Source organism: Nocardia amikacinitolerans NBRC 108937 (genome assembly GCF_001612615.1).
GTDB classification, from domain to species: Bacteria; Actinomycetota; Actinomycetes; order Mycobacteriales; family Mycobacteriaceae; genus Nocardia; species Nocardia amikacinitolerans.
Genome location: NZ_BDAU01000011.1, coordinates 267,553 through 293,526, shown reverse-complemented (window position 1 = coordinate 293,526; position 25,974 = coordinate 267,553). Strand labels below are relative to the sequence as shown.

Here is a 25,974-nt window from a genome sequence, read left to right as displayed (position 1 = left end):
CGGCGGCTGCGGACCCGCCCGCGGCGTTCGTGCGTATCGCGGTGCACAAGGGGTAGGCGGTCAATGCACCTACCTCGACGAATGGAGGCGTCATGAGGGACACCCATGCCAATGTGCCCGCCGATCGCGGGCGCCCGCTCCGGATTCCGCGTAGCCGGGGCGCCGTCGGCGGGCTCGCGGTACTCCTGCTGGGCGTCTGGGGTGCGCTCATCCCGTTCCTCGGGCCGTACTTCGATTTCGCCTTCACTCCGGACGAGCCGTGGGTGTGGACCGCGGCGCGTGGGTGGCTCGAAGTACTGCCCGGCGCCGCCGCGGTCATCGGCGGACTGCTCATGTTGGTGAGCCGCAACCGTCTGGTGGCGAGCTTCGGCGCGTGGCTGGGAGTGGCGGCCGGGTTCTGGTTCGTCATCGGGCCGCTACTGGCTGACCCGCTGGGAATCGGGAACGTCGGTGATCCGGTCGCCACGTCCGACTGGAAGCGCGCGGCGCTGCAACTGACCTACTTCTACGGTCTCGGCGCGCTGATCCTGTTCTTCGCCGCGACCTCGCTCGGCCGGTTGTCGGTGCGGAGCCCACGCGATATCGCTTTCGCGCGACGCGAGGTCGATGCCAGAGCCGCCGAAGCGGACAGGCAGCGCCGCGCGGCCGACACGGCAGGACCCGACGCACCCACTTCGTGGAACAATCCCGCGACGGGACCGCGTCCGAACGACCCTGGGCCGCACCGCGGCTGAAACAAGACTCGTGCCGGTCCCTCATGGAGCTCTACGGTGGAGATATGACCGCCTTGGAGTATCGGCACGTGCTGGTCGCGCGGGACGGCGACACGGTGCGCATCACCATGAACCGGCCGGACCGACGCAACGCGCTGTCGGGTGAGCACCTGGCCGAACTGCTCGCCTCGTTCCGAGCCGCGGGCGAAACCGACGCCACCGGGATCGTGCTCGGGGCACAGGGCCCGGTGTTCTCCGCCGGACACGATTTCGCCGATGTCGCCGCCCGCGACCTGCTCGGCGTGCGGGAACTGCTCACGCTGTGCACCGAACTCATGTCGACCATCCAGTCGGTGCCGCAAGTAGTGATCGCCCGGGTGCACGGTCTGGCCACGGCCGCGGGCTGCCAGCTGGTGGCCTCCTGCGATCTGGCCGTCGCCGCCGAATCGGCCGGTTTCGCGCTGCCCGGCGGCAAGGGCGGCTGGTTCTGCCACACGCCCGCGGTGCCGGTGGCTCGCTCGGTCGGCCGCAAACGGCTGATGGAACTGGCCCTCACCGGCGACCCGATCGACGCCCGCACCGCCGAACGGTGGGGCCTGATCAACCGCGCGGTGCCGGACGCCGAGCTGGACACGGCCGTGGACGAGCTGCTCGCCCGCGCGACCCGGGGCAGCCGGGCCAGCAAGGCCCTCGGCAAACGCACCCTCTACGCCCAACTCGACCGCCCCGAAGCGGACGCCTACGCGCTCGCCCTCGAAGTCATGGCCGCCGCCGCCCAAGTACCCGGCGCCCGCGAAGGGATGGCCGCCTTCCTGGCGAAGCGCCCACCCGTGTGGCCCGATTAGTCAGCTGGGCTGCGGCGTGAGCGCGGCCTGCATGGCGACCCCGTCGACGTAGGAGTGCTTCTCCTTGACGGCACCGTCCTCGACGAGGACATAGTCCGCGAGGTCGACGCACACGCGATTGCCGGCGGCCGAGGTTCCGGTCAGCTGCCATTGGACCACCCAGAAATCGTCTCCGACGCGCAAGGAGATCAGCTGGAAGGTCAGGTCGGGAACCAGGGCGAAGGTTCCCGCCGCGGCCTCGCGGATGGCGGCGCGGCCTCGGGCGGGTTCCTGGCCCGAGTGCAGGTGGAATACCGAGTCGGCGGTGTGGAGTTCGATGATTCGGTCCGGGTCGCGGTCCGCCCAGCACGCGTGGTAGCGCTCGAACAATTCGCGCGTGGCAGTGGTCATGGGGGCCAACTCCGATCGCAGTAGCAGTCGTTTTCGTCGATGTGACCTGAGAGGTGTTCTGCGCGAGTCACTCTGGACGCTGTGGCCACTCAGGGACTTCAGTGTCGCGGGGAGCCGTCCGTCGTGGCGACGGGCGCGCGCCTCCTCTTCGAACGTCTCCGTTGTGCGCAGACACAACGGGCGCTAGGTTGACCGCAGTGACCCAGAACACGCACGCCGAGCGCCCGCGCCTCCTTCGCGAGCTGCGCGCGGATCTCGCCGCGATCGCCGAAAAGGTCACCGCCAGAATCGAAAACGACGACGGGGACTACGGCGACGCCGCACTCGATCATCACGAATTGTCCGTCCTCGTTGCCGACAGCCTCGCGGCGCTGCTGGATGCCCTTGGCGGAGGGCCGTATTCGCTGGAACCCGCTCGCGGAGCCGGTCGCCTCAAGGCCGAACGTGGCATCCCGCTGGACAGTTTGCTGCACGCCTTCCGCCTCGCGGGCTTGGCGTTCTGGGACATCATCGTCGAACGCGCCGATCACGACGACCGTCCCGCGCTACCTCAGCTGTCCACGCTGATGTGGGCCACCGTCGACGAGTATTCCGTCGCGGCGGCCGACGCCTACCGGCGTGTAGTGGTCGCGGGGACCGAACAACCCGATCAACGGTTGCTGCGGGCGCTGCTGGATCCGAGCTTCCCGCCGACGCAGCGTGCGGACTTGGGCAGCAGGATGCGCCTGCCCCCCGGAGCCACGTTCGTCGTCGTGGTCGGCGACATGCGCCTGGCCGCGACCGGGGTCACCACCGTGCGCACCCGTCTCGCCGAGGACCGAGTCACCCTTGCCGCCGCGGTCTCGCCTGCCACGCTGCACCGCGCGCTGGACACCGTGCGAACGCGAGCCGGTGCGAGCAAGCCGTTCACCGACCTCGTGGCCACGCCCACCGCACTCGACCAAGCACGTCTCGCCTTCCGATGCCTGAGCGAGGCGGACACCGGAGTCCACACCTATGCCTCGTCCCCGGCGCGTGCGCTGATCGCGGCGAATCCCGGACTCGCCGCGGACGTTCTCTCGGACGCCCTCGCCGCGTTCGACCGACTCCATCCCGACGACGCCGATGCTCTCGTGCGGACCGCCCTGGCCTGGTACGAACTCGGCGGCTCCACGTCGGCGGTCGGGGAGCGGCTGCACCTGCACCGCAATACAGTCCTGCATCGCCTCAAGCGAATCGAGCGACTCACCGGCACGGACTTCGCGGTTCCTGCCGATACGGCGTTGCTGTATCTGGCACTGCAAACACGGCTGCTTCAGGCGCCCGGCGACAAATCGTGATCAGACTTCAACATCTCCGCACAGACCGTGGAATTGGATAACATTCGGTGTCCATTCCGCGCATCCGGTTTCGTATCGAGATCGAATCGCGTACTCACACCGTGATTTTCTCCTTTTATTGTGGCCGGTGACGTGCGGCGGCTTCGAATCGGACAGCGGTGGCCGACAATCGCGGGCGCGGTGCGCCACGGTCGTATACTCCCGTTATGGCGGATGAACCGTCCTCCACGGAATTCCCCGAGGCGCCGGTTCTGGTGGTGCAGACGAGGGAACGCGTCTATCGGCTACGCGCCGGTGGCCAATACAACGTCGGTCGCGATCCCGCAGCCGACATCGTGGTGACCGATCCCCGAGTATCCGCGGTGCACGCGGTTCTGGAACGCGGATCGAACGGGTGGGAAATCGAGGACGCAGGCAGCCGCAACGGTATCTATTTCGACGGTAAACGCGTCGAGCGCATGGTGATCGACCGAGACGAGACGTTCCAGCTCGGCCACGCCAGGGACGGCGAGCAGTTGACCTGCTCGGTGGAAGCGCCACCCGGCCACGAGACCGATGGCGGCCCCGGCGGAGACACGATGATCGTCCCCGATCCCGGCTACCAGCTCGACGACGAAGCGACGGTCACCAAGTTCGTGACGGGCGAGCGGGCGATCGCGCGACCCTTGGCTCCGTCCGCCGACCCCAGCTCGGTCGTAAAGATCACCTCGAGCCCGCTGCGGATCGGCCGCGCCGCCGACAACGACATCGTCGTGTCCGACCTCATGGTCTCCCGCCATCACGCCGAGTTGCGGACGATCGGCGACGGCAAGTACCGGATCGTCGACCTCGGCAGCCACAACGGCACCTACGTCAACGGTTCCCGGGTCGACGCCGCCGACCTCTCCGAATCCGATCTGATCAGCATGGGGCACACCACGGCCCGCCTGGTCGGCGACGAACTGCGCGAGTACGTCGACACCGGTGACGTCTCGGTCTCGGTGCAGAACCTCATCGTGCGCACAGGTGAGGGCAAAGTAATTCTCGACGGGGTGAGCTTCCCCATCCCGCATCGCTCGCTCGTCGGCGTCATCGGACCCAGCGGAGCGGGCAAGTCGACGCTCCTCGGCGCGGTCACCGGGTTGCGACCGGCCACAGAAGGCACGGTGCGCTACGACGGACGCGACCTGTACACCAACTACGACGAGCTCCGGCACCGGATCGGCCTGGTCCCACAGGAAGACATCCTGCACAACCAACTGCAGACCCGGCGCGCCCTGCTCTACGCGGCCGAACTGCGCTTCCCCGGCGACACCCGCCGCGAGGAGCGCGAGCAGCGGGTCGACGAGGTCCTCGAGGAACTCGGCTTGGCGCGGCACGCCGACACCCGCATCGATCGGCTCTCGGGAGGACAGCGCAAACGGGTGAACGTGGCGCTGGAATTGCTGACCAAGCCGTCGCTGCTGTTCCTCGACGAACCGACCTCCGGCCTCGACCCCGGCCTGGACAAGACGGTCATGGAGATGCTGTCCGAGCTGGCGCACGATGGGCGGACCGTCATCGTGGTGACGCACAGCGTGGCGAATCTCGATGCCTGCGACCGCCTGCTCGTCCTGGTGCCCGGCGGTCGGCTGGCGTACTACGGTCCGCCCGCGGACGGGTTGCGGCACTTCGGGCAGCGCAGCTGGGCCGAGGTGTTCCAGGCGTTCGAACGCGAGGCCGAGCGCGACTGGGCGGGCGAGTTCCGTGATTCGCCGTATTTCCAGCAGTACGTGGCGGTCGGACTGACCGACGAGGTCGGCCCGCCGGAGGTGCGCCGACCGGAGCCGCCGCCCGCGCCGCAGTCCAAGCTCAGCCAGCTCAGCACGTTGTGCCGTCGGTATCTGGCCGTCATCGCCTCGGACCGAAGCTATCTGGCGCTTCTCGGTGTGATGCCCGTGCTGCTCGGCGGCTTGATCGCCGCGGTGCCGCCGGGCCAGGGTTTCGCCGGGGCGCCGGGAACCAACACGGACGCACCGACCAAGCTCATGATCCTGATGTTCGCCGCGTGCTTCGTCGGCACCGGCAACTCGATTCGCGAGATCGTCAAGGAGCAGACGATCTACGGCAGAGAACGGGCGGCAGGCTTGTCGGCCGGCGTCTACCTGATGTCGAAGATGCTGGTGCTCGGGGTGATCACCACCATCCAGGCGGTGGTGTTGGTCTCGATCGGCACCATCGGCGTGGACATGCCGCCCAAGGGGCTGTTCACCTCGGTCTTGGTGGAGCTGATTCTGGCGATGGCGCTGCTCGGTATCACCTCGCTTGCATTGGGCTTGCTCGTGTCGGTTTCGGTCAACACCTCCGAGAAGACATTGCCGCTGCTGATCGTGCTGTCGATGGCGCAACTGGTGCTCACCGGCGGGCTGGTGCGACTGCCCGGCACACCCGTCCTGGAGCAACTGTCCTACATTTCGCCGTCGCGGTGGGGATACGCCGCGGGAGCCTCCACCCTCGACCTCGACACCCTCTCGCCGCACGAGGGCGCGGTCGATCCGCTGTGGAAACACAGCATCGGAACGTGGCTTGTCGACATGGGAGTCGTCGCCGCCCTCGGGATCGTCTTCCTCACGCTGGCTTGGTATCGCCTGTACCAGATGCGCCCACGGCGCCGCGGCGCGCGTCCCGCGCGGATCTGACGACTATCACGCTCTCGAAGGCGCCGATGCGTGCGTTCCGCGGCGCGCTTCGAGCGCGTCCAGTATCAGCTCCAGCCCGAAGCCGAACTCGCCCGTGTGGTCGTAGCCGGGTTGCAGGGCGTGGTCGACGATCATTTCCGTCAGGTAGGGCAACTCCTGGGTCGGCAGGTGGTCGAGAAGGTTGCCCGCGACTTCCGCCATATCGGCCGGAGTCCGCACCGGCAGGTTCGCCTCCTGGAGGACGTACCCGCTGACATAGCTGTCGATGAGCGAGACGGCGTGCGCGGCCATCGGCAGCGAGAACCCCGCCTCCCGCAGGACTCCGAGAACCGCGTTGTGATGGCGCAACGTCGCCGGTCCCGGATTTCGGCGCGAATCGATGAGCCCGAGAGCCCAGCTGTGTCGTGACAAGACCGTGCGCGCGGAGTACGAACGCGCCCGGATCGCCTCGCGCCACTCGGCGCACTCGATGTCGGGTAGCTCGATCGCCGCGAACACCGCGTCGACGACGCCGTCGAGGAGCGCGTCCTTGTTCGGTACGTGGTTGTAGAGCGACATCGCCTCCACGCCCAGTTCCCTGGCTACCCGTCGCATCGAAATGGCCTCCGCCCCACCGCGATCGGCGACCCGGATCGCGGCGTCGAGAACGCGATCTCTGGTGAGGGGTTGGCGTGTGGGCATGACGTCTCCAGGGTGCGAAGGTGTTGACAAGCTTACAGGTGTAAGTCAGCCTTACAGGTGTAAGTTTCCCGGGTTGCAGCAGCCGCCGATCTCGGCGGGACGACCTGGATATGCCCTCACGTGGCGAGAGAAGGAGATCACCGATGCCGATGCCGAGGTGGTGGGTGCACATCAACAAGCGGGTGTTCAATCCTCCCGCGATCGCCGGAGGGAAGCGTCCCGTCCTGATTCACGTCGGCCGAGTCTCCGGCACGACCTACCGCACGCCGCTCGACGCGCATCCCGTCGACGGCGGCTACCTGTTCGTTCCGGTGTACGGATCGGGCTCGGACTGGGTGCGCAATATTTTGGCGGCGGGCAGCGCGCGGCTCCGGGTCGACGGCACGGAGATCGATCTCGCCGCCCCGCGTTTGGTGGGGGTCGAGGAGGCGTACCAAGTCTGGCCCGATTCGGTGGCGCGTCCACCGAAGCTGTTGCGCATCACCGAGTTCCTGCGCATGGACTTGGTCACGGCCTGACCGGACCCACCGACGACGCCAGAGCTCGCACGAATGCCTCGATACCTTCCAGCGTGTGCGCGGGCATCATGATGTCGCAGAACGGCAGGGCCGCCGCCATCGCACCGGTGGTCGGCTCGAATCGAGGATCGCCCGCGCGAGGATTGAGCCAGATGACCCGCCATGCACGGCGTCGGATACGGGCCATCGCGCGGGCGAGAACATCGGGGGTGTCGCTGTCCCAGCCGTCCGAGGCGATGACGACGACGGCGCCGCGCACCGCGTCACCGGACGGCGTCGCGAGCAGCGCGCCGAGGCATCGGCCGATGTGCGTGCCGCCGTAGCGGTCGACAACCTTGTCGTTGGCCCGTGCCACCGCGACGTCGGGGGAGCGGTGCGCCAGCACCGAGGTCAGCCTGGTCAGCGAGGTGGAGAAGGCGAAGACCTCGGGCCGATCGGGGGAGTGGCGCAGCATCGCGGCCCGCATCAGATGCAGGTAGATCGTCGCGTACGGCTGCATCGACCGGCTGACGTCGCAGATCAAGACGATTCGGCGGCGTCGACGCCGGGGACGGGTGCGGACGAGCACCGCCGACTCCCAGCCGGTGCGGCGAGAGTTGCTCATCGTCGCGCGGAAGTCGATCCGCTTGCCGTGCGGATGGCTTTCGTAGCGCCTGCTACTGCGCTGGGGCCAGAGCGCCGCCGCCTGTTCCAGCCAGGTCCCGATGGTGCGCAGATCGTCCGGATCGAAGCGGGCGAACGGTTCCTGTGCACGCGCCGCGAATCGGCTCGGCAGCACGTCGGGCAGCGCGGCGCCCCGGTCGGTCGATCCATCGGCGTCGGCTACCGATCCCAGTGTCGCCCAAGGGACTTCACCGCCGTGCCGAGGCTGCCCTCGACCACCCATACCCGGGGCCGTCGCGCGTCCGGGAGGCAGTCCGTGCGTTCGGCTCGGCGGGTCCGTCCCCAGTACCGCGTCGGCGAACACCGTCGCGAAGACCGCGTCGAAGGCGGCGAGATCCTGCATGCGATCCACGAGCGTGAGGCGCGTGGCCCAGTAGAGCTCGGGGCGCGATCGCGGCGTCATGCGACGCAAGGCCTGCACGTACAGCGCGGGCCCGCTCGGCGCCACCGCGACCCCGCCGCGTCGCAGCCGCGCGACGACCGCGACCGCGAAGGCGGCCAGATCGACGCCACGCAGCAGGACCGCCCGCGTCATCGTCTGCTACGTATTCGCTTGAGTAGCACAATGGTTCCGATCAAGGCCGCGAGCGCGAACGCGATCGCGGGCACGTACTTCTCGAGCAACGCCGACCTGACGAGATTTCCGAGGTCCAGCGGCGCCTGCTCGGGTTGCGCGACAGGCTGTAGCCGCGCTGCTCGGCTCTCCGCCTCGGCCGTTGGCTCGACCGCGGCCGAATCGCCCTCCGCCAGTTTCGCTTCCAGTGATGCGACGAATTCACCGATCATCTTCTCGGACACCTGCTGCAGCATCCCGCTGCCGAATTGCGCGAGCTTGCCGACGATCTTGAGATCGGTGTCCACGCTGACACGGGTCTTGTCGCCGTCTTCACGCAACCGTGTGGTGATGATCGCCGCGGCGTTTCCGGATCCGCGGGAATCCCGGCCGCGGCCGTTGATGACGGCTCGATGGTCGTGTTCGTCGCGCTCGACGAAATTCGCCTTCCCGCTGAATTCGCTGATCACCGGACCGACTTTGACCTTCAGCTTGCCGAGGAAGTCGTCTCCTTCCCAGCCCACCATTTGTGCGCCCGGCATGAGCGGGACGACCTGTTCGAGGTCGGTCAGCACCTCCCATGCCCGCTCGACGGGTGCGTTGACGGTGAACTCGTTGGCGATCTTCATCGGAGTATCCCTCTCATCCGGAAGTCGGGCCTCGGGTGTATTCGGCGAACGCCGCGTCGACGGTGACGCGGTCGTCGGGCGTCTTGGCCAGTGCGCTGAGCGCGGCGATCGCCTCCGGCGCGGTGAGTTCGGTGACATCGAGTGTCGCCAATGCCGCGATCCAGTCGATGGTCTCGGCGACGCCGGGCGGCTTGTCGAGATCGAGCGTGCGGGTGTGGGCGACGAATCGGGTGGCGTGCTCGATCAGCGCGTCGGTCGCCCCTGGCACGGTGCGTCGCACGATCGCGACCGCGCGGGCCGGTTCGGGGTAGTCGATCCAGTGGTAGAGGCAGCGCCGCCGCAGCGCGTCGTGCAGGTCGCGACTGCGGTTCGAGGTCAGCACCGCCAGCGGCGACTGTTCGGCGACGAAGGTACCCAGTTCGGGGACGGTCACCGCCGCCTCGCCGAGGAATTCCAGCAGCAGCGCCTCGAATTCGTCGTCGGCGCGGTCGATCTCGTCGACGAGAAGCACCGGCGGGGTCGGTCCGCGATACCGGACACAGCGCAGGATAGGACGGTCGACCAGGAATGCCTCGGTGAACAGGTCGGCTTCGGTGAGGTCGGCGCCGCGCGCCTCGGCGAGCCGGATGCTGAGCAGTTGACGTTGGTAGTTCCAGTCGTAGAGCGCTTCGCTCACGGTGAGGCCCTCGTAGCACTGCAGGCGGATCAGCGGTGCGCCGAGCACGGTGGCGAGGGTCTTCGCCGCCGTCGTCTTGCCCACTCCCGGTTCGCCTTCCAGCAGCAGCGGCCGCCCCAGCGTGGTGGCCAGATAGAAGGCCGCGGCGGTCCCGGTGTCGAGCAGGTAGTCGTCGGCGTCGAAACGTCGCACGACGTCCTCGACATCGTCGAACGGCGACATCATGGCGGTGACGCGGAGCGCAGGCGCTCGTAGTCGTCCCAGGTGTCCACGTCAAGGGGCACCGGTGCGTCGACATCGAGCAGGGACACCGGCACGCGGCCCGACTCGATGATCTTCCACACGGCCTTGTCGCCGTGCAATTCGGCCAACTCGCCGAACATGCCGCGGCTCAGCCAGAAGGGATGCCCGAGGCCGTCTCGATAGCGGCAGACCGTGACGGCTCCGGTCGTTCCCTCGGCGATCAGCCGATCGACCGTCGCCGCCGAAAGACCCGGCTGATCGCCGAGCACGAGCACGATTCCGTCGGCCCGTGGGTCGACCGAGCGCAGCGCCGAACGCAACGACGACGAGCAGCCCGAACCGAAGTCTTCGGCCATGACCACCGCCAACCCGGTGAGATCGACCCGCTGCCGGATCGCCTCGGCGGATCCGCCGAGGGTGACGATCATCTGATCGAAAGCGCACGAGCGCACCACGTCGAGGGTGGCGCCGAGAACCGTCGTATTCCGATACGGCAGCAGCTGTTTCGCAGTCCCGAGCCGCCGTGAGGCTCCCGCGGCGAGGACGACTCCGGTGACGAACCCGCTCGTCATGAGTCCGTCTTCGTCGTCGCGAAGGAACTGCGGCAGCCGGAACTACAGAACCAGTAGTCGACATCGTCGACGGTGAGATGTGGCGTATCCGGCCCGACCGCCACCGTCATGCCGCACACCGGATCCAGAGCCTCGGAGACGACGCTCACCGGGCTCGACGGGACGGTCAAACCATCCTTGCGGATCGCCTGGATCAGTTCCGCGACGATCGAGACTGCTATCTCCTGCGACGTCTTGGCCCCGATCGGCAAACCCACCGGTGTGCGTATCCGCGCACGCTCGGCGTCGGTCAATCCGAGCTCGTCGAGGATCGACGCACCGCGAATCTTGCTGGCCACCAAGCCGATATAGCCCACGCCCGCGTCGAGCGCCACCCGGATCAGCTCGGCTTCCGGTCCGCCGTGGCTGGCGATCACCATCGCCGTCGTGTCTGAATGCGAATCCAGCGGCTCGGCTTCGGCAGCACCGCGTTGCACCCCGAATCCCACCAGTTCGCACATTTCGGCCAGTGCGTCCGCGATGGGAGTCGCACCGCAGATGCGCACCAGCGGCGCCGGGATCTGCGGCTCGAGGAAGATCTCCAGCGCGCCGCCGGACAGGCAGGGATTCACCACCACCGCCGCGCCGGGCGCCTCGGGAAATTGCAGATCGCCGTCGGGCAGCACCCGCAGCAGCACACTCTCGTTCGACTGCAGTGCGCCAAGCGCGGCCTTGCGGACCGAGTTCTGGGCGCACTGGCCGCCGACGAATCCTTCGATCGTGCCGTCCGGCAAGAGGATCGCCTCGTCCCCGGCATGCGCCGAGGTCGGTTGCTGCGCGCGCACGACGGTCGCGTGCACGAACGGAGTCCGGGTGCGGACCAGCTGCTGTGCTCGCTCGCTGATCTTCATCGGTGATCTCATCGCTGGTATCCACTCAGATGGGCGGTGTCGGCCTGCCCTGCATCGCTTCCCACACCCGCGACGGCGTCAGCGGCATGTCGGCGTGCCGAACTCCGAACGGCGCCAACGCGTCCACCACCGCGTTGACCACCGCCGCGGGCGATCCGACCGTGGCCGATTCGCCGATGCCTTTGGCGCCGATCGGATGCACCGGCGACGGGGTGACCGTGTGGCCGGTCTCCAGATGCGGAACCTCGAGCGCCGTCGGGATCAGGTAGTCCATCAGGGAGCCACCGAGGCAGTTGCCGTCCTCGTCGAAGGCGATGATCTCCATCAACGCCATGCCGATGCCGTCGACGATGCCGCCGTGGATCTGGCCCTCGATGATCATCGGATTGATGCGGGTTCCGCAGTCGTCGACGGCCAGGAAGCGCCGCACCTTCACCACGGCCGTTCCAGGGTCGACATCGACGACGCAGAAGTACGCACCGTAGGGATAGGTGAGGTTCTCCGGGTTGTAGCAGATCTGCGCGTCGAGCCCGCCCTCGATTCCCTCGGGGAGGTCACCGGCGCCGTGCGCGCGCATCGCGATCTGCTGGATCGTGACGGCCGCGGACGGATCGCCCTTGACGTGGAACGAGCCCTTCTCCCAGTCCAGGTCGGCGATGGAGACCTCGAGCATGCCGGAGGCGATGATCCGCGCCTTGTCGCGCACCTTCCGCGCCACCAGCGCGGCGGCCGCACCCGAGACCGGTGTCGACCGGCTGCCGTAGGTGCCGAGGCCGAACGGCGTCTGATCGGTGTCGCCGTGCACCACGTCGATGTCGTCCGGCGGTATGCCGAGCTCCTCGGCGACGATCTGGGCGAACGTCGTCTCGTGTCCCTGCCCCTGGGTCTGAACCGACAGGCGCAGAACGGCTTTGCCGGTCGGATGGACGCGCAGCTCGCACCCGTCGGCCATGCCGAGCCCGAGGATGTCCATGTCCTTGCGCGGGCCAGCGCCGACGGCCTCGGTGAAGAAGGACATCCCGATGCCCATCAGCTCGCCGCGTGCTCGCCTGTCCCGCTGCTCTTCACGCAACGCGTCGTAGCCGATCATATCCATCGCGAGGCGCATGGTCTTCTCGTAGTCGCCGGAGTCGTAGACCCAGCCGGTCTTGCTGGTGTACGGGAACTGTTCGGGGCGAAGGAGATTCCGCAACCGCAGTTCGGCCGGATCCATCTTCAATTCGTGGGCGAGGCAATCGACCAACCGCTCGACGAAGTAGACGGCCTCGGTGATCCGGAACGAGCACGCGTAGGCGACGCCGCCGGGCGCCTTGTTGGTGTAGACCGCGGTCATCTTGCAGTACGCGGCCTCGATGTCATAGCTACCGGTGAAGACGCCGAAGAAGCCCGCCGGGTACTTCAACGGCGCGGCCGTGCCGTTGAAAGCGCCGTGATCGGCGAGCACGGTCGACCGGATGGCGAGGATCTTGCCCTCGGCGGTGGCGGCGATCTCGCCGACCATGATGTAGTCGCGGGCGAACCCGGTGCTGGTGAGGTTCTCGCTGCGGTCCTCCATCCACTTCACCGGTTTGCCGAGCAGCAGCGAACCGACGATGGCGCAGACGTAGCCCGGATAGATGGGCACCTTGTTGCCGAACCCGCCGCCGATGTCGGGGGCGATCACCCGGATCTTGTGCTCGGGCAGTCCGGCGACCAACGCGTACAGCGTGCGGTGGGCATGCGGCGCCTGAGTCGTCGACCACAGCGTGAGCTTCCCCGTCACAGGATCGAGATCCGCGACGGCGCCGCAGGTCTCGATAGGGGCGGGATGCACGCGCGGGTAGACGATCTCCTGCTTCACCACGACATCGGCGCGCGCGAACACCGCCTCGGTCGCGGCGGCGTCGCCGGTCTCCCAGTCGAAGCAGTGGTTGTCGCGCTTGCCCTCGAGATCGTCGCGGATCACCGGCATCTCGGGCGACAGCGCGGTCCTGGCGTCGATCACCGGATCGAGCATCTCGTACTCGACATTGATCAGCTCCAGCGCGTCGCGCGCGGAGTAGCGATCCTCGGCGACGACGAAGGCCACCTCTTGGCCTTGGAATCGGACCTTGTCCGTCGCGAGCACCGCCTGCACGTCGTTGGACAGCGTCGGCATCCAGGCCAGGCCCTTCGCCGCGAGATCCGCGCCCGTGACGACGGCCTTGACCTTCGGAAGCGCCTGTGCCGCCGAGACATCCACGCTGACGATCCGCGCGTGCGCGAACGGGGAGCGCAGGATCGCCATGTGCAGCATGCCGGGCAGCGCCACGTCGTCGACGAAGTTGCCGCGGCCGCGAATGAACCGCGGGTCCTCCTTGCGCAGCATCCTGCCGTGACCGCACGGCTTGCGGTCGTTGTCGACACGGTCTTCGGGGCGGGGCTCGACGGCGGTCATGACGCGCTCCCCGCGGGCGCTGCCGTGGCGGCGGGTTCGGGTTCCGCGGCTTCGCCTCGTTGCTTCGACGCGGCCCACTGAATGGACCGCACGATCGTGGTGTATCCGGTGCAGCGGCAGATCTGGCCCGAGATCGCCTCGCGGATGGTCTGCTCGTCGGGATTCGGGTTGCGGTCGAGCAGCGCCCTGGCGGTGATCATCATTCCCGGCGTGCAGAATCCGCACTGGAGCCCGTGGCACTGCATGAAACCCTCTTGGACGGGATCGAGCTGGCCGTCCACTTCGAGTCCCTCGACGGTGCGCACCGCGTGGCCGCCCGCCATGACGGCAAGCATCGTGCACGACTTCACCGGTTCGCCGTCCACCTCGACCACGCAGGCGCCGCAGTTGCTGGTGTCACAGCCCCAGTGGGTTCCGGTGAGCCGCAATTGATCTCGCAGGAAGTGCACGAGCAGGGTGCGTGGCTCTACTTCCGCGGTGACCGACTCGCCATTGACGGTCATGGTTACCTGCATGGCTAATTCCCTTTCGGCGCGGGATGGTTGAGCACTCGCTCGACGGCGCTGCGCAGCGAGCGGATCGTCAGTTCGGAAGCGAGATGGCGCTTGTACTCCGCGCTGCCTCGCGCGTCGGAGACCGGTGCGCACGCCGCGCTCGCCCGGCGGCCCGCCTCCGCGAAGACCTCTTCGGTGGCAGGCCGGCCGATGAGCGCGTCCGACGCGGCGGCCAGCGCCGCCGGATCGGGGACGACTGCCGTCAGGCCGATCCGTGCGGCCGCTATCGCGCCGTCGTTCAAAGTCACCGTCGCGCCGGCCGCCGCGATCGCCCAGTCGGCGACCCGACGCTCCACCTTCGTGTAGGCGCTCGAGGTCCGGTGCCGCACGGGAATCCGGATCTCGATCAGAAGTTCGTTGTGCGACATGGCGGTTTCGTACGGTCCGGCCAAGAAGTCGTCCATCGCGATCTCCCGCTCGCCGGACGGTCCGCGCACCAGGCAGGTGGCGCCGAGGACCGTGCAGACCGTGGTGAGATCTTCGGCGGGATCGGCCTGGCACAGCGAGCCGCCGATCGTGCCGCGGTTGCGCACGACCGGATCGGCGATCACCCGCTCGGCGTCGCGGAAGATCGGACACACCGCGGCGAGGCGGTCGGATTCGAGCAAGTTCCGATGCCGGACCATCGCACCGATCCGCACCAGGGTCGGATCGGTGACGATGTAGCCCAGCTCGGCCGCCAGGTCGTTGATGTCGATGAGATATTCCGGATTGGCCAGCCGCAGCTTCATCATCGGCAGCAGGCTGTGCCCGCCCGCGATGATCCGCGCCTCTTCCCCCAGCCGGTCGAGTAGTCCGATGGCGTGGTCGACGCCCGTCGCGCGCTCGTATTCGAATGGTCCAGGAACTTGCATGTGATCGACCTCACATCGATGGGGAAGCTCAGCCTCTGCCCCGCACATGCCGCCGTCAAGACCGATTTAAGGGATCACTTAATTCGCTGACGCGCCCGGTGTGTGGTGAATCCGGCCGCCGGTTTCGGTCAGTGAACGGCCGTGTCCGCCCCAGCGTCGCGCGATGATCTCCGCCGCGATCGAGACCGCCGTCTCTTCGGGCGTCCGGCCGCCGAGATCAAGCCCGATCGGGCTGGCCAGCCGGGCGAGTTGTTCGTCGGTGAGGCCGGCGTGACGCAGCCGGGCCATCCGCTCGTCGTGCGTGCGGCGCGATCCCATGGCGCCGACATAGCCGATCTCCGGCGCGCGCAGCGCCACCTCGAGCAGCGGAACGTCGAACTTGGGATCGTGGGTCAGCACGCAGACGACGGTCCGCGAGTCGATCGCGCCCGCGGCGATCTGCGCGGCCAGGTAGCGGTGTGGCCAGTCGACGACGACCTCGTCGGCGGTCGGGAACCGGGCGGAGGTGGCGAAAACCGGCCGCGCGTCGCACACCGTCACCCGATAGCCGAGGAACGATCCCTGCTTGGCGACCGCGGCGGCGAAATCGATCGCGCCGAACACCAGCATCCGCGGTTGCGGCGCGTAACTCGCGACAAAAACCGCCATACCTTCGCCGCGCCGCTGTCCGTCCGGGCCGTAGGTCAGCACCTCGTTGCGACCTGCCGCGAGCAGCCCGCGCCCGTCATCGATCACCGCGTCGTCGGCGCGCGCCGAACCCAGCGTGCCGTGCGCGGTGTCCGGCCGGATCAGCAGCCGTCGCCCTATCCGGCTGGCATCGGGGTGCTCGATGACGGTCGCGACCGCGACCGGCCGGTCTTCGGCGATGTCCGCGGCGATCTCGCCGAGTTCCGGAAACGTCGCCCGCGAGATCGCCTCGACGAAGATATCGATGACGCCGCCGCAGGTGAGGCCGACGGCGAAGGCGTCGTCGTCGGAGAAGCCGTATTGCTGCAGCACCGGGCGTCCGGTCCGGATGACCTCGGTGGCGAGGTCGTAGACCGCGCCTTCGACGCAACCACCGGAGACCGAACCGCCGACCGTCCCGTCGGGGGCGACGACCATGGCCGCGCCCGGCGGTCGCGGCGCCGAACGGAAGGTCCGCACGACCGTCGCGACCCCAGCCGTGCCCCCGGCGTTCCAGGTTGTCATCAGATCCGTGAGCACGTCCTGCATGATGCGTCCTCCACGCGCGATGCGGCGGTGGGCGCTGCGCCCACCTCCAAATTAGACTCGAATCGTGACGCCCGCCCAGCTTCGGGCCTACTCGACCGTGGTGCGGCTCGGCTCCGTCCACGCGGCGGCCAGAGAGCTGGGGATGTCCGACGCCGGTGTCTCGATGCACATCGCCCAGCTGCGCAAGGAACTCGACGACCCGCTGTTCACCCGCGCGGCGGCGGGATTGATCTTCACACCCGGCGGGCTGCGTCTGGCCAGCCGGGCGATCGAGATCCTCGGACTACAGCGCCAGACCGCCATCGAGGTGAGCGAGGCGGCGCACGGCCGACGGCTGCTTCACATCGCGGCGTCGAGCGCGTTCGCCGAACATGCCGCGCCCGGCCTCATCGATCTGTTCGCGGCCCGGGCGAAGGATCTGTCTGTCGAGCTGAGCGTGCATCCGACCAGCCAGTTCCGCAGGCTGATCGAGACCCGCGCGGTGGACATCGCGCTCGGGCCCGCACCGGAGGGCGCAGGCGCGACCGTCACCGCCCGGCCGTTCCTGAAGTACTCGATCATTTCGGTCGCGCGCCCCGACAGCCCGCTGGCGGGCGCCGCACCGCATCCGACGCTCCTGCGCGAGCAGCAGTGGATGCTCGGTCCGAGCGCTGGCAGTGTCGACGGACATATCGCGACGATGTTGCGCGAGTTGGCGATTCCCGAATCGCGGCAGCGGATCTTCCAGAGCGACGCCGCCGCTCTGGAAGAGGTCCGCCGCGTCGGGGGCATCACCCTGACGATCGGCTTCGCCGTTTCCTCCGACCTCGCGGCCGGTCGGTTGACCCACATCAACGGTCCCGGCCTGCAGGTATCCGACGAGTGGTGCGCGACCACACTGCCGCCCGATGCCCGCCAGCCCGCGGTGTCGGAACTGCTCCGGTTCATCACCACGCCGCGCTGCATTCAGGCGATGATCCGCGGCTCCGGCGTCGGTGTCACGCGGTTCCGTCCGAAAGTGCATGTGACACTGTGGAGTTGACAGTTGACGCGGACGCGCGCGCCAACCGTCGGGTACCTCGGACCGGCGCGTTGGATGGGGAAGCTGGGTGATCAGCCCGCGGTTCCGCTGCGGCCGGTCATGTCGAGGAACATCTTCGCGGCGACCGTCGCTCCGTCGGTGCGGATCGTGGCGGCAACGGGCTTCGCGCGCGTGCGAGTCTCCGGCGCCAAGGCGACTTCGAGTGCGGCCGAGAGGGATTCGACGGTCGGCGCCGGACCGTCGTGCGCCGCGCCGATGCCAAGCCTGGCCACTCGGTCGGCCCAGTACGGCTGGTCCGCGATCTGAGGGACCACCACCTGGGGGGCGCCTGCCTTGGCGGCCGTCGTCGTGGTACCCGCGCCACCGTGGTGCACCACCGCGGCCACCCGGCCGAACAGCGCCTGCTGATTGACCTCTCCTACGGCGAAGCAGTCGTCGGCGTCGTCGATCAGGGCCAGCTCGGCCCAGCCGCGCGCGAGGACGACGCGGCGACCCTGCGTGCGGACCGCCTCTATGGCCACCTGGGCGATGTCCTTCGGGACGTACGACGCGATGCTGCCGAAGCCCACGTACACCGGCGGTTCCCCGGCATCCAAGAACGCCTCCAGCTCGTCCGGGAGTGGGCGATCGTCGGGCAGAATCCACGCTCCGGTCTGCACGAGGTCGAGGTCCGTCATGCCCTGCGACGGGCACAGCGTCGGGTCCGCCGCAAGCCAGGGCCGGTCGGTGAAGACGTAGTCGCGGACGTTGTCCACCGGCGGCAGGCCGATCTCTGCCCGATGGCTGTTGAGCGCCTCGCGGTACAGCGCGTTCACCCGTTGGGCGTCCTGCTCCCACAGCACCCGGTTGTCGGTCTCGTTCTTCGGTGACTGCTTGCCCGGCCGCGTGCCCGGAGGGTAGTGCCGCGACGGCAGTCCGTAGAGCTGGAAGCACGCGAGCACGTAGACGATGCCCAGTTTCTCGGCCACGTCTCGCGCCCCGGCAGGCATCAGGCCGGTCGCCAGCAGCGCGTCACATCCCTCGGCCGCCTCGGTGAGCGTGGCGAACCGCGCCGCGACCAGCTCGCGGGCGAACCGGAACGCGTCGTCCGCCGTCGGCGGCTTCGCACCGGCGACCACCGAGCGCACCGACGGGCCGAGCGGCACGAGCGGAACGCCGACACGCGCCAGCAGCTCCGCGAACTCCTCGTCCGGCGGCGCGCACACCAGCGCCTGCGCACCCAGCTCTCGCAGCGCCACCGCGAGCGCGACCACGGGTTCGACATCTCCGCGCGATCCCACCGTCGTCAACAACACACGCACTTCCGCACTCCCCATTTCCGCAGGTCATGGCTTCCGGCCGACAATGATGGGCCATGACCCGGGTCTTGCCGCAAGCCCCGGGGTGCGCTATATCTTGAGAAGGGGAGGGGAGTGGGACCTCCTCGCATTCGCTTCTTCGCAGCCGAATCCTTCAGCGAGCTACCGCGCCGACGATGTGCGGCGGGCGCGGAGCTGCCTCGCTACCCGCCCGCGTGACTGACCGGCTCGGTGACTCCCTGCTCGGCACGATCGGCGGACACGTCGGCTCGGTTCGGCAGCGTATTATCCTGCGCCACAACCGAAGTCGTCTCGTAGTTCGCAACGTCGAACTTCCGCAGCTGCCCACGGAACCGGAAGCTGAAGTCGGGCCACAGCGTGGGATTGTTCCCGTGCTGGTCGAGGAACCAGCTGGTGCAGCCGCCGGTGAGCCACACGCTGCGGGCCATCTTCTGCCGCAGGCCGCGGTTGTACTCGTCCTGCACGTCCTTTCGGACCTCGAACGTGCGCAGCCCCCGCTTGTCCATCGTCGCGAGAGCGTCGAGGACATAAGCGATTTGGGATTCGATGATGTAGATCAGCGAGGTGTAGTTCAGGCCGGAGTTGGCGCCGAGCATGGTGAAGAGGTTCGGGAAACCCGCGACCGTCGTGCCCTTGTAGGCCTGTAGCCCCTCGGTTTCGAACTCCTCGGACAGCGTGAGTCCGCCCCGGCCGGTGAACATGCGGTAGGTCGGCGAATCGGCGACGTGGAAGCCGGTGCACAGCACGATGGCGTCGACCTCGCGTTCGGTGCCGTCCGCCGCGACGATCGAGCGTCCGCGGATCTCCTCGATGCCGTCGGTGACGAGCTCGACATTGTCCCGGGTGAGCGCCGGGTAGAACCGGTTCGAGACGAGCAGACGCTTGCAGCCCGCCCGGAACTTCGGCGTGAGCCGCTTGCGCAGTGCCGGATCGCGAACCTCCAACCACAGCTTCACGCGCGCGATCAGCTCGAGAAACACGGCCGTGGCCGGGAACTTGGCCTGGCTGATCACGAACAGTTCGCGGTTGGCGTAGATCAGCCCGCGGAGCAATCGTTGAAGTCCAGGAACATGTTTGAACGCGAATCGCTCCGGAGCAAGGTACCTGCGGGTGAGGTGCGGGAACACCCATGCCGCGCTGCGCTGGTACACGTCGAGCCGCGCGACCTGCGGTGCGATGGACGGTACGATCTGCACGGCCGAGGCGCCCGTGCCGATGACCGCGACCCGCTTACCGGACAGTTCCGCGTCGTGATCCCATTGCGCGGAATGGAAGATCTCACCCTCGAACGAGTGAATTCCCTTGATGTCGGGCAGATTCGGCTCGGCGAGCACCCCGGCGGCGGAGACGACGACGTCGGCGGTGAACTTCCCGCGCGTGGTCTCGACCTCCCACCGGGCGTCCGCCTCGTTCCACCGGGCGCTCGTCATCGCGCAACCGAAGATGTGCTTGTCGCGCACACCGTACCGATCGGCGATGCCCTGGATGTAGCGGTGGATCTCCGGCTGCGGCGAGAACGACCGCGACCACTCGGGATTCAACGCGAACGAGTACGAGTACAGCTGCGACGGAACATCGCAGCCCGCACCCGGATACGTGTTGACCCGCCAGGTGCCGCCCACATCGTCGCCGCGCTCGATGACCAGGAAGTCGGTGTACCCCTCCTGGGTCAACCGGACGGCCGTGCCGAGTCCGGAAAGCCCGCTCCCGACGATGAGGACGCGGGTGTGCCGAGGCGTGGCGTCCCCGTTGGTGATGCTTTGGCTCATATTCGACCTCAACGGGATTCGTAGATGCGCTTGTGACCGGAGATCGCGGCCAACCGGAAGGGGCGGCCGGTCTCCTCGGGGATGGCGTGATACATCCCGTCCGAGGGCGATTCGGCTTCGTGCAGCACGCGGTAGCGGTCGTAGTCGAGCGCGACGCGGGTGGCGATGGCGTCCCGGTTGGCGTCGGTGCGCAGGTGTGCACGGTAGCCGGGTTGTACTGTGCCGCTGAAGAATTCGGCGACGCTGCCCGATCCGTAGCTGATGAAGGCCAGCGGCTTTCCGGTCAGGTCGCCGGTGTGGTCGAGCAGGGACGCGAGACCGAGGTAGAGCGAGGCGGTGTAGCTGTTGCCGACCGTGCGGTTGTAGATCGTGGTGTTGCGGATCGCGGCATCGATCTCCGCCGCGTCGGCGGTGTGCCCCTGGCTCTCCAGCAGGTGGCGGTGCGCCTTGAAGGCCATCTTGGTGAACGGCTGGTGGTAGCAGAACGCGGCGAACTCGGTGAGCTCGCGCCCGCCGTTGCGGCGGTAGTCGGTCCAGGCTTCCTGGGTGGCCTTCTGGTAGGCGTTGACGGAGGTCTTGCCGTCGACCATGGCGGCGGTGCGGTAGTTCGGGCGCCAGAAGTCCATGATGTCGGCGCTGTAGATGCCGGACTGCGGATCCAATTGCAGGATCGCGGGATTCGCGCTGACGAGCATGGCGACCGCGGCGGCGCCCTGGGTCGGTTCGCCGGGGGTGCCGAGTTCGTACTTGGCGATGTCGGTGGCGATGACCAGCACGCGCTGCGACGGGTCGCGGGCGATGAGTCCGGCGGCGAATTGCAGACCGGCCGTGCCGCCGTAGCAGGCCTGCTTGAGCTCGACGACGCGAGCGGTGTTCGGCAGGCCGATCAGCGGGTGCAGGTACAGCCCCGCCGCCTTGGACTGGTCGACGCCGCTTTCGGTGGCCAGCAGCACGGTGCGGATGTTGTCGACGCCGTGGCGGTCGAGGATGGGCTTGGCGGCGGCCGCCGCGATGGTGACGATGTCCTCGTCGGCGGCGGCGACGCTCATGTTCTCCTGGCCGATGCCGAGGTAGAACTTGTCGGGATCGACGCCGAGGCGCTCGGCGAGCACCGCGTGATCGAGGGCGTAGTGGGTGGTGGCGAAGGAAAGGTCGTGGATTCCTACCGGTGGGACGGTCATGGCTGTGCTCCGATGGTGGCGGTGGGGATGCTTGCGGTGGGCCGTTCGAATTGGGTGTGGGCGCGCATCAATTCGCCGCTGTTGGTCTGCGCCGCCATCAGCGACAGTTCGCCGCACAGCACGGTGGCCGCGGCGATGACGGCGAGCCGGCGAGCGTTGTCGCCGGGCTCGCGATCCGCGCGGCAGCCGAGGCGGGTCAGGTTCTCGTCGACGAAGCTCAGGTCCTTGCCGTTGCCGACTGTCCCGACGATGAGATTCGGCAGCGTGCACGAGAAGTAGAGGTCGCCGTCTCGGTCCTCGGCGTGGGTGATGCCCTGCGACCCTTCCACGATGTTCGCGGCGTCCTGCCCGGTGGCGAGGTAGAAGGCGAGCAGCATGTTGGCGTAATGCGCGTTGGCGGAACGGATTCCACCCGCCAGCAGGGTGCCGATGAGGTTCTTGCGGATGTTCAGCTCCACCACTTGGCGAGCGGTGGTGTGCAGCCGCTTCTCGACCACTTCGCGGGGGACGAGCAGCTCGGTGACGACGTTCTTGCCGCGGCCGAGGATGCCGTTGACCGCGGTCGCCTTCTTGTCCGTGCAGTAGTTCCCGGAGATCGAGACGTACCGCAGGCCGGGCATCGTGGCCAGGATGTGGTTCATCAGGTGGTCGCAGGCGAGGGTGGCCATGTTGTGGCCCGAGGCGTCGCCGGTGGTGAATTCGAAGCGCAGGAACAGCAGGTTGCCGGTGATCTGATGGTGCAGGTCGATGAGGCGGGCGAACCGGCTGCTACCCGCGGCAACCCGCTGGAGTTCGGGGAACCGGTCGCGCAGCTGTCCGACGGTGGTGTGCGCGGTGTAGGCGTCGTCGGCCTCGAGCAGGATCGAGCGGGTCATGCGGTCGTCGACCAGGGTGGCCACCACGCCTTTTTCGGTCAGCGTGGAGATCCGCGCGCCGCGACCGACCGAGGGCCACAGCGGCGATTCGTAGGTGGCCAGTGGGACGTCCACACTGTCGTCGACGGTGTTGCCCGTGATGCGCACGGGGCCGACCCACCGCAGCGGTACCGCCGCGAAAGACTCGTCGTTCACGCGTGGCTCCTTCTTTCCGATTCGTTCCACCAGGGACTCCGGTGGGCATAGGAGGCCGCGTCGATACCGCGCAGCCGGCAAAACGTGTCCACCTCGCCGGTGATCAGCAGGTCGCTGCCTGCCAGGTCGGCGGGCGTCGGCGCGCCGAGCACGGTGAGGATCCGCCGCAGCTGATCGAGCCACGTGCGAATCGTCTCGATCAACGCGTCGGTACCGTGACTGACCAGCGTCTCGAGGAAGCGACCCGCGACCCCGGTCGCGTTGGCGCCCAACGCCAATGCGCGGGCGACGTCGAGGGGTGAGCGGATGCCGCCGGAGGCGAAGAGGTCGATGCCGGTGACGCCCGCGCAATCCACCAGGCAGTTGACCGTGGACTGGCCCCAGTCCGTCAGGAAGGAGAAGTCCGCCGTGGTGCGCCGGTCGTTCTCGATGCGCGCGAAATTGGTGCCGCCGCGCCCGCCCACATCGGCGACGGCCACACCCGCGTCGCGCAGCCAGGTGACGGTGGGCCTGCTCAGACCGAAGCCGACTTCTTTGACGATCACCGGCACGGAAGTGTGCTCGGTGATGCGCTCGATCTGCCGGGGCCAAGAGCCGAAAGACCGGTCGCCCTCGGGCATCACGATCTCCTGGACCGCGTTGAGGTGGATCTGCAACGCGTCGGCTTCCAGCAGATCGATCGCTCGCCGCACCTCGTCCAGCGTCGCGGTGGCGTTGACGTTGACCATGACGAAGCCGTGCGGATTCTCCTCGCGCAGCACACGGAAGGTGTCGGCGACGGAGGGGTCGCGGAAGTAGGCGCTCATCGATCCGGACGCGATCGGAACCCCAGTCTCGCGGGCGGCGATGGCCAACTGCCGGTTGATCTCTCCGGTGTGCTGACTGCCACCGGTCATGCCGTTGATGAAAAGCGGTGTTTCCCAGCGCTTCCCGGCCACGTCGACGGCAAGCGACACGTCGTCGCCGTCGATGCCCGCGAGTGCGTGGTGAACGAAGGTGACCGAGTCGAAGTCGTTGGGTCCGCCGTCGCGCTGCTGGCTCACGGCGTGGCGGACGTGATCGTCTTTGCGGCTCGCGATCATCGGCGATCCCCTTCGAATGGATGTGTGCGCAGCGCCAGCGGCCGGATGCCCGCGCCGACCCAGCGGTCGGTGAGCTCGGTGATCGCCGCGGTGCGGGCGCGGTCGATGAGCGCGATGCCGCAGTCGCCGCCACCCGCGCCGGAGGGTTTGGCCGCGGCGCCGACGGCCGCTCCCGCCTCGCACAGCGCACGCAGCGACGGCGTCATGATGCCCAATCGAGCTCGGGCGTCGAGGTCGACCAGAAGCGCTCGGGCGCAGTCGATTTCGGTACGGATGGCAGGTGCGTCGTCGGCTTCCAGCGCGGCGACGAGTCGTTGGACGCACTCGTCGCTGTGCACCAGGAAGTCGGCAGGCGTGCCCGCGCGGAGTCCGGCGACCAATGCCGGTGTCGACGCGGGCTTCTCGGTCCAGCCGACCCGCATCGCGAGTCCCGTCGGCGTGGGCAGCGAGCGCACCGACAGTCCCGGCCATGGCGCCCGCAGCGCGGCGGCCACCCCGCTCTCGGCCACCAGCTCGGCTACGCGCCCGCGGTCGGGGGAGCTGTAGGCGATCCAGCCGCCCCAGGTGCTCGCCGCCACGTCGCCGCCGGAGGCGCGCGGGTTGATCGACACGGTGGCCAGCATCGCCAACCGGTACCGGTCCATCGAGCTGAGACCGAGCCGATAGAACTGGCCGAGTGCCGCGACGGTGGCCACCGTGACGGCCGCGCTGGAACCGAGACCGAGCTTTCTCCCGTCCGCGTCGGCGAGGTCGGTGCTGATGCTCAGCCGGTAAGGGCGCGCCACGATATCGCGCTCGACGACCAGCCGGTCGATGATCGCGGCCGCGGCGAAGACGTAGCTGAAGTTCGGCGGCACAACGCCATCGGCGGGAACCAGTCCGTCGCCGATGCGCCCGCAGGTCAGCGTCACGCCACCGTCGAGTTCCGAATGCAGCGTCGTGACTTCGTCATCGGCCTCGACGACCGTGGCGGTGGCATAGCGGTCGACCGCGGTGAGAACGGCGTGGTGCCCCGGCTCGACGACGGCGTATTCCCCTGCGATGAACAGCTTTCCGGGGGCGCGGCAGGTGATCATCGCTCGTCGTCTCGGACGAGAGTCGCACCGGGGCCGAGATGCGCCACCTGGATGTCGGCGACGTCGCCGCCGTCGCGCAGGGCGGTGGTCACTCGCTGCTCGTCGGCGCGGGCGCACAGCACCTTGACGTTCGGTCCGGCGTCCATGGTGGCGTAGGCGGCGATACCGTCCGCGCGCAGCGCGAGCACCCGATCCAGGAGCGCGACCGACCGCGGCGACAGGTATCGGACCGACGGTCTGGCCAGCAGCATGGTGGCGTGCATGCCGAGGGCGTTGCGCTCGGCGATCTCCCCGACCGCTGGCAGATCGCGGCGCGCGATCGCCTTGCGCATCTCGTCGAGGTCGAGCCGGGACGCGGCGGCCCACGGCTGGTAGAACGGCGAGGTGTCGCAGGTCCGCCGCATCGCCTCCCGGCTCGACACCGCCTTCGCCCCGTCGTCGACGACGGCGACGATCAGCGCCGGATCCAGTGCGTCGCCGTCGATCGGTTCCGCGTAGGAACTCGCGTCTCCCGCCGCGCCGTCGCCTTCCCCGGCGTGCCACACCGCGAACCCGCCGAAGATCGAACGGCAGGCCGATCCGGAGCCCCGCCGAGCCAGCCGCGAGAGCGCGCGGGCGTCCGCGTCGAGTCCGTAGGCGGCGGCCGCGGCGACGGCCAGCGCGGCGAACCCGCTCGCCGAGGAGGCCAGGCCCGCGCCGGTCGGTCCGGCGTTGCTGGAGACGACCACGGCGTGTTCGTCGCGGCCCGCCCGCGCGCGCACCAGATCCAGGAACCGCGCCACCCTGGCGTGCGCGTCGCCGACCGCCGGGCGGTCGTTGAGCACGACGGTGTCGCCCGGTTCCGCGTGCAAGCGCACCGCGGTCGTTGTCGGGTAGATGTCGAGGGTCATCGAGAGGCTTCCCGTGACGGGAAGGAAATACGTCTCGTCGCGCTTGCCCCAGTACTTGACCAAGGCGATGTTCGGGTGCGCGACGGCGACCGCCGCGTCGCCGATCACGTTGTCGCCGAACCGATCCGCGAGCGGGTCGGCCAGCTCTGCTCCAGCTGTGAATGTCATTGGCGTTTCT

24 protein-coding genes are annotated in these 25,974 nt (G+C 68.4%); 6 read left to right on the top strand and 18 right to left on the bottom strand.

Going from position 1 to position 25,974, the window contains the following annotated elements; translation table 11 throughout:
* Window positions 1-92 precede the first annotated feature (92 nt).
* Both NAM01S_RS11575 and NAM01S_RS11570 read left to right on the top strand, forming a co-directional pair.
* The gene (locus NAM01S_RS11575) at window positions 93-734 is read left to right on the top strand and encodes a hypothetical protein (protein WP_067783625.1); all 642 of its coding nucleotides are present in this window, start codon (window positions 93-95) and stop codon (window positions 732-734) included.
* Between the two features lie 44 nt (window positions 735-778).
* A complete protein-coding gene (locus NAM01S_RS11570; RefSeq protein ID WP_067783974.1) occupies window positions 779-1,558 on the top strand; it encodes an enoyl-CoA hydratase-related protein in 780 nt (259 codons plus the stop codon).
* On the opposite strand, the gene NAM01S_RS11565 is transcribed toward NAM01S_RS11570, so the two are convergent.
* Window positions 1,559-1,948 (bottom strand): nuclear transport factor 2 family protein, encoded by a 390-nt coding sequence (locus NAM01S_RS11565; protein WP_067783622.1) that lies wholly within the window; start codon window positions 1,946-1,948, stop codon window positions 1,559-1,561.
* A 197-nt stretch (window positions 1,949-2,145) separates the two neighbouring features.
* On the opposite strand from NAM01S_RS11565, the gene NAM01S_RS11560 reads away from it, so the two are divergent.
* Window positions 2,146-3,267 (top strand): PucR family transcriptional regulator, encoded by a 1,122-nt coding sequence (locus NAM01S_RS11560; RefSeq protein WP_067783619.1) that lies wholly within the window; start codon window positions 2,146-2,148, stop codon window positions 3,265-3,267.
* Window positions 3,268-3,473: 206 nt separating this feature from the next.
* The gene (locus NAM01S_RS11555) at window positions 3,474-5,924 is read left to right on the top strand and encodes an FHA domain-containing protein (RefSeq protein ID WP_067783616.1); all 2,451 of its coding nucleotides are present in this window, start codon (window positions 3,474-3,476) and stop codon (window positions 5,922-5,924) included.
* 6 nt (window positions 5,925-5,930) lie between these two features.
* On the opposite strand, the gene NAM01S_RS11550 is transcribed toward NAM01S_RS11555, so the two are convergent.
* The gene (locus NAM01S_RS11550; protein WP_067783614.1) at window positions 5,931-6,605 is read right to left on the bottom strand and encodes a TetR/AcrR family transcriptional regulator; all 675 of its coding nucleotides are present in this window, start codon (window positions 6,603-6,605) and stop codon (window positions 5,931-5,933) included.
* Window positions 6,606-6,748: 143 nt separating this feature from the next.
* Between NAM01S_RS11550 and NAM01S_RS11545 the strand changes: the two genes are divergently transcribed.
* Window positions 6,749-7,123: a nitroreductase family deazaflavin-dependent oxidoreductase gene (locus tag NAM01S_RS11545; protein ID WP_067783610.1), complete on the top strand. Its 375-nt coding sequence runs from the start codon at window positions 6,749-6,751 to the stop codon at window positions 7,121-7,123.
* Here NAM01S_RS11545 and NAM01S_RS11540 read toward each other — a convergent pair.
* The 9 genes from NAM01S_RS11540 to NAM01S_RS11500 form a co-directional block, all read right to left on the bottom strand.
* Window positions 7,113-8,321, bottom strand: coding sequence for a vWA domain-containing protein (locus NAM01S_RS11540; RefSeq protein ID WP_067783607.1), 1,209 nt, complete (start codon window positions 8,319-8,321; stop codon window positions 7,113-7,115). The two genes, NAM01S_RS11545 and NAM01S_RS11540, sit on opposite strands and share 11 nt — an antisense overlap.
* Window positions 8,318-8,968, bottom strand: coding sequence for an SRPBCC family protein (locus NAM01S_RS11535; RefSeq protein ID WP_067783604.1), 651 nt, complete (start codon window positions 8,966-8,968; stop codon window positions 8,318-8,320). Before NAM01S_RS11535 ends, NAM01S_RS11540 begins: the two co-directional genes overlap by 4 nt.
* A 13-nt stretch (window positions 8,969-8,981) precedes the next feature.
* Window positions 8,982-9,869 carry an AAA family ATPase gene (locus NAM01S_RS11530; protein WP_067783601.1) on the bottom strand — a complete coding sequence of 296 codons (888 nt, stop codon included), beginning with the start codon at window positions 9,867-9,869 and terminating at the stop codon, window positions 8,982-8,984.
* Window positions 9,866-10,459: a nucleotidyltransferase family protein gene (locus NAM01S_RS11525; protein ID WP_067783598.1), complete on the bottom strand. Its 594-nt coding sequence runs from the start codon at window positions 10,457-10,459 to the stop codon at window positions 9,866-9,868. Before NAM01S_RS11525 ends, NAM01S_RS11530 begins: the two co-directional genes overlap by 4 nt.
* Window positions 10,456-11,349: an XdhC family protein gene (locus NAM01S_RS11520; protein ID WP_067783595.1), complete on the bottom strand. Its 894-nt coding sequence runs from the start codon at window positions 11,347-11,349 to the stop codon at window positions 10,456-10,458. Before NAM01S_RS11520 ends, NAM01S_RS11525 begins: the two co-directional genes overlap by 4 nt.
* Window positions 11,350-11,374: 25 nt before the next feature.
* On the bottom strand, window positions 11,375-13,765 hold the full coding sequence (locus NAM01S_RS11515; RefSeq protein WP_067783592.1) for an aerobic carbon-monoxide dehydrogenase large subunit: 2,391 nt from the start codon (window positions 13,763-13,765) through the stop codon (window positions 11,375-11,377).
* Complete coding sequence (locus tag NAM01S_RS11510; protein WP_067783589.1) at window positions 13,762-14,280, bottom strand: (2Fe-2S)-binding protein; 519 nt, start codon at window positions 14,278-14,280, stop codon at window positions 13,762-13,764. The genes NAM01S_RS11515 and NAM01S_RS11510 overlap by 4 nt, the downstream gene beginning before the upstream one ends.
* A 2-nt stretch (window positions 14,281-14,282) precedes the next feature.
* Window positions 14,283-15,173, bottom strand: a complete 891-nt coding sequence (locus NAM01S_RS11505; RefSeq protein WP_067783586.1) for an FAD binding domain-containing protein — start codon at window positions 15,171-15,173, stop codon at window positions 14,283-14,285.
* 78 nt (window positions 15,174-15,251) lie between these two features.
* Window positions 15,252-16,388 (bottom strand): XdhC family protein, encoded by a 1,137-nt coding sequence (locus NAM01S_RS11500; protein ID WP_067783583.1) that lies wholly within the window; start codon window positions 16,386-16,388, stop codon window positions 15,252-15,254.
* Window positions 16,389-16,452: 64 nt separating this feature from the next.
* On the opposite strand from NAM01S_RS11500, the gene NAM01S_RS11495 reads away from it, so the two are divergent.
* Window positions 16,453-17,409, top strand: coding sequence for a LysR family transcriptional regulator (locus NAM01S_RS11495; RefSeq protein WP_067783581.1), 957 nt, complete (start codon window positions 16,453-16,455; stop codon window positions 17,407-17,409).
* A 71-nt stretch (window positions 17,410-17,480) separates the two neighbouring features.
* Here the strand turns inward: NAM01S_RS11495 and NAM01S_RS11490 are convergent, their stop codons facing one another.
* From NAM01S_RS11490 to mvaD, 7 genes are all read right to left on the bottom strand, one after another.
* A complete protein-coding gene (locus NAM01S_RS11490; protein ID WP_067783971.1) occupies window positions 17,481-18,710 on the bottom strand; it encodes a glycosyltransferase in 1,230 nt (409 codons plus the stop codon).
* Between the two features lie 200 nt (window positions 18,711-18,910).
* Entirely contained in the window at window positions 18,911-20,497 is a 1,587-nt protein-coding gene (locus tag NAM01S_RS11485; protein ID WP_067783578.1) for a flavin-containing monooxygenase, read from the bottom strand.
* 8 nt (window positions 20,498-20,505) lie between these two features.
* On the bottom strand, window positions 20,506-21,678 hold the full coding sequence (locus NAM01S_RS11480) for a hydroxymethylglutaryl-CoA synthase (RefSeq protein ID WP_067783575.1): 1,173 nt from the start codon (window positions 21,676-21,678) through the stop codon (window positions 20,506-20,508).
* Complete coding sequence (locus tag NAM01S_RS11475; protein WP_157107701.1) at window positions 21,675-22,748, bottom strand: hydroxymethylglutaryl-coenzyme A reductase family protein; 1,074 nt, start codon at window positions 22,746-22,748, stop codon at window positions 21,675-21,677. Before NAM01S_RS11475 ends, NAM01S_RS11480 begins: the two co-directional genes overlap by 4 nt.
* Window positions 22,745-23,830 (bottom strand): type 2 isopentenyl-diphosphate Delta-isomerase, encoded by a 1,086-nt coding sequence (fni, locus tag NAM01S_RS11470; protein ID WP_067783572.1) that lies wholly within the window; start codon window positions 23,828-23,830, stop codon window positions 22,745-22,747. The genes NAM01S_RS11475 and fni overlap by 4 nt, the downstream gene beginning before the upstream one ends.
* Window positions 23,827-24,906, bottom strand: coding sequence for a phosphomevalonate kinase (locus NAM01S_RS11465; protein ID WP_067783568.1), 1,080 nt, complete (start codon window positions 24,904-24,906; stop codon window positions 23,827-23,829). The genes fni and NAM01S_RS11465 overlap by 4 nt, the downstream gene beginning before the upstream one ends.
* Window positions 24,903-25,964, bottom strand: coding sequence for a diphosphomevalonate decarboxylase (gene mvaD / locus NAM01S_RS11460; protein ID WP_084482851.1), 1,062 nt, complete (start codon window positions 25,962-25,964; stop codon window positions 24,903-24,905). Before mvaD ends, NAM01S_RS11465 begins: the two co-directional genes overlap by 4 nt.
* Window positions 25,965-25,974 lie beyond the last annotated feature (10 nt).